This window comes from Heyndrickxia ginsengihumi (assembly GCF_011008565.1).
Taxonomy (GTDB): domain Bacteria; phylum Bacillota; class Bacilli; order Bacillales; family Bacillaceae_C; genus Weizmannia; species Weizmannia ginsengihumi.
The window spans coordinates 1-3,423 of record NZ_JAAIWK010000052.1 but is presented as its reverse complement, the minus strand read 5'-3'; the positions used below and the strand labels follow the sequence as shown (position 1 = coordinate 3,423).

The following is a 3,423-nucleotide window of genomic DNA, read 5'->3' as shown; positions in this document are numbered from 1 at the left end:
GCGTTCGTCCTGAGCCAGGATCAAACTCTCCAAAAAGATGTTTGATATAAGCTCATAAAAAAATTGACGTTTCGTTTTGTTCAGTTTTCAAAGATCAATTCATCAGGTCAACTATTTAAGTATATCTTATTCGTTTTTAAAAGTCAACACTTTTTTAAAAAAATATGGAGCGGGTGATGGGAATCGAACCCACGACAACAGCTTGGAAGGCTGTAGTTTTACCACTAAACTACACCCGCAAATATCCAATCGGGAAAACAGGATTCGAACCTGCGACCCCATGGTCCCAAACCATGTGCTCTACCAAGCTGAGCTATTTCCCGTCTTTTATGGCGCGCCCAAGAGGAGTCGAACCCCTAACCTTTTGATCCGTAGTCAAACGCTCTATCCAATTGAGCTATGGGCGCATCATATTTAAATGAGTGAATCTAACATTGTGAAAGTTTAAGATTTAATATCTCGTTCCGTCACTTTATCTATTATATAGACGCGCCTACTTTCTGTCAACAATTATTTCAAAAAAAGATATTCCATCTATTTACTTTTAAAAGAACAGTAACTTTATTATGAATCAAAGTTATATGATCTATCCATAATTTCTTTAACAATTTATCTTCTTATATAATCATTAAAAAATGATTATATATCATATCGTTACCTTTCGTAAGCATGAAAAAAAACAGTCTACTAAGCCTTTGCAGACTGTTTCTAAAATGTTTCGTAAATGATCGAGCCTGTTTTAGAATGATCATAGTCGCCTAATGAAGTAATTTCCGATTGAAATAAAGGAGAAGATAAAATTTCTTTTACAATATGAATGAGATGTTTATTTTCGGGATTTTTTAAAATGACTAAATCATAACGTTCGGTTATTAGTGGGATAAAGTCCACTCCAACCATTTTTGCAGCTTTTTCAATTCCAACTCCTACATCTGCAACACCAGTAGATACTGCACTCGCTACACTTAAATGGTTGCTCTCTTCATGTTCATAACCTTTAATGACCTTTGGGGAAATATTGTGGATCCTTAGTTGCTCATCAAGGAGAATTCTTGCTCCCGATCCTTTTTCTCTATTAATAATGTTTACATGTTTTTTGCTTAGATCGTCCCAAGTTGAGATATTTAACGGATTGCCTTTTTGAACGTAAAAGCCGGCTTTTCTTAAAACAAGATTGATTAGTATATACGGATGGCCTACTAAAATCTTTTTAATATAAGGAAGATTGTATTCTCCTGAATCACCATCAAACATATGTACACTAACAATATCGCACGTACCATTATACATAGCGATAAGACTATTTAAGCTTCCTTCATAAGATCGCAAAGTTTTATAATCTGAATATTTTTCGATGTGTTTCCCCAATATATCTAACACGATATCTTGACCACTGATCACAATGTTGCGGGAATCCTTTGCTTCTATTTTACGGGGAGGAACAACTTGAGCCGGGGATGAAAAATCTCTTTGGTTCATCTTATGATTTTCAATATAGTTTTCTAAATCCTTTGCATCCAATCTCATTTGTCTTCCAACACGAAAGACGGGCAGTTCTCCTTTTTTAACTAAGTCGTATACGGTTAGCTTTGAAACCTTTAAAATCTGTGATACCTCTTCGATTGTATATGAAAGCTCTTTTGTCATTCGTATCCCTCCTTCCTATATTTTATCTCATTCGCATTGCAAAAAATATATTCACCAATAAAAAAGAATTAATGTGATATTTTTTACATTCTAATTAATTATAACTAGTTAAAATAAGTTATAATTAATTAGAATTGATTATAACTTATTAGGGGGAATTAAAACAATGAAGAAACTGTATGCATTAACTTTATCAATGATGCTATTGCTGTTAGTGATGGCAGGATGTTCAACGAAAGACAATAATAAACAGTCTGATGCGAAAAAACAAAGCGCAGACAAAAAAGTTGAACTGACAGTGTCAGCAGCTGCAAGTTTACAAGACGCATTGGATGATATTAAAGCTGATTTTGAAAAGGATCATCCTAATGTGAAACTAAATTACAATTTTGGAGCTTCAGGCACCCTTCAACAACAAATTTCACAAGGAGCACCAGTTGATCTCTTTTTCTCAGCTGCCGAAGATAAATTTGATCTGTTAGTTAAAAAGGGAAAAATTGATAAGAAAAAGGGAGAAGATCTTGTTGGTAATGACCTTGTATTAATCGTACCAAAAGACTCAAATAAAGGAATAACATCATTTAAAGATTTGACGAAAGCTACAAAAATTGCTCTAGGAACACCCGAAGCAGTGCCAGCTGGACAATATGGAGAGGAAACATTAAAGAACTTGAATTTGTGGAAATCCGTAAAAGGTAAAGTGGTATATGGCAAAGACGTGCGTCAAGTACTTACATATGTAGAATCAGGAAATGTTGACGCAGGTATTGTCTATAAAACGGATGCATTAATCTCATCTAAAGTGAAGATTGTGGCAACAGCTAGCGAAAAATCTCATACTCCAATTATTTATCCTGTAGGTGTTATAAAAGACAGCTCTCATCTTAAAGAGGCCCAATTATTCTATAATTATCTGCACAGTAAAAAATCAATGCAAATCTTCAAAAAATATGGATTTAATGGGTTAAAGTGAACAAATGGTAACAGATTTTTGGTCACCGTTAATACTTTCTATTGAAATTGCAGCAGTATCTGGAGTTATCGTTTTAGCTTTAGGAATCATATTTGGCAGACTGATGGCAAATGCTCGATTTAAAGGAAAAGTTTTGGTTGAAACGTTTTTTCTTTTACCATTAGTCTTACCTCCGACTGTTGTCGGATTTTTACTCATTATACTGTTTGGAAAGCAGAGTCCCCTCGGCCAATTAATCGAATGGATTTTTAAACAACCAGTTATGTTCACTTGGTGGGCTGCAGTAATTGCATCTGCCACTGTAGCATTCCCACTTATGTATCAATCTGCCAAAACTGGTTTTGAAGCAGTTGATATAGATATTGAAAACGCAGCACGTGTCGATGGCGCAAATGAGATTTCAGTATTTCTTTTTATATCTATTCCACTTGCGCTTAAGTCAATTATATCAGGGGGAATATTAAGTGTTGCGAGAGCGTTAGGTGAATTTGGAGCAACACTTATGTTTGCTGGGAATATTCCCGGTAAAACACAAACAACTCCTACAGCGATCTATTTAGCGATCGACTCAGGGAACATGCAAATGGCTTGGTTATGGGTAGGCAGCATGATTGTCATTTCACTGATTATGTTAGCATGCGTGCATCTAACGAAAGCATAAAAAAGACTGCCACTTCCAAAGCGCAGGCACCCCCAGCGGACATTCGAGGGCACTGAAAAAGTCCATTAAATTATTAGACGGTTAAAGGTTGAATAAATTAAACCTTTAACTGTCTTTTTAGCTTATAATAATGATATTAATT

General features: G+C 35.1%; 3 protein-coding genes and 3 tRNA genes. 2 read left to right on the top strand and 4 right to left on the bottom strand.

The genetic code is table 11. The features are described 5' to 3' along the window. Positions 1 to 165 precede the first annotated feature (165 nt). The 4 genes from G4D61_RS17755 to G4D61_RS17740 all read right to left on the bottom strand — a co-directional run bounded on the left by G4D61_RS17755 (position 166) and on the right by G4D61_RS17740 (position 1,647). A tRNA-Gly gene (locus G4D61_RS17755) sits at positions 166 to 239 on the bottom strand. Between the two features lie 10 nt (positions 240 to 249). Continuing rightward, a tRNA-Pro gene (locus tag G4D61_RS17750) sits at positions 250 to 323 on the bottom strand. A gap of 7 nt (positions 324 to 330) precedes the next feature. Next, positions 331 to 407 (bottom strand) — tRNA-Arg (locus G4D61_RS17745). A 301-nt stretch (positions 408 to 708) separates the two neighbouring features. Beyond that, positions 709 to 1,647 carry a substrate-binding domain-containing protein gene (locus G4D61_RS17740; RefSeq protein WP_025731215.1) on the bottom strand — a complete coding sequence of 313 codons (939 nt, stop codon included), beginning with the start codon at positions 1,645 to 1,647 and terminating at the stop codon, positions 709 to 711. A gap of 166 nt (positions 1,648 to 1,813) precedes the next feature. Between G4D61_RS17740 and modA the strand changes: the two genes are divergently transcribed. Both modA and modB read left to right on the top strand, forming a co-directional pair. Next, the gene (gene modA, locus G4D61_RS17735; RefSeq protein ID WP_025731216.1) at positions 1,814 to 2,620 is read left to right on the top strand and encodes a molybdate ABC transporter substrate-binding protein; all 807 of its coding nucleotides are present in this window, start codon (positions 1,814 to 1,816) and stop codon (positions 2,618 to 2,620) included. A gap of 4 nt (positions 2,621 to 2,624) precedes the next feature. Next, complete coding sequence (gene modB / locus G4D61_RS17730) at positions 2,625 to 3,281, top strand: molybdate ABC transporter permease subunit (protein ID WP_025731217.1); 657 nt, start codon at positions 2,625 to 2,627, stop codon at positions 3,279 to 3,281. Positions 3,282 to 3,423 lie beyond the last annotated feature (142 nt).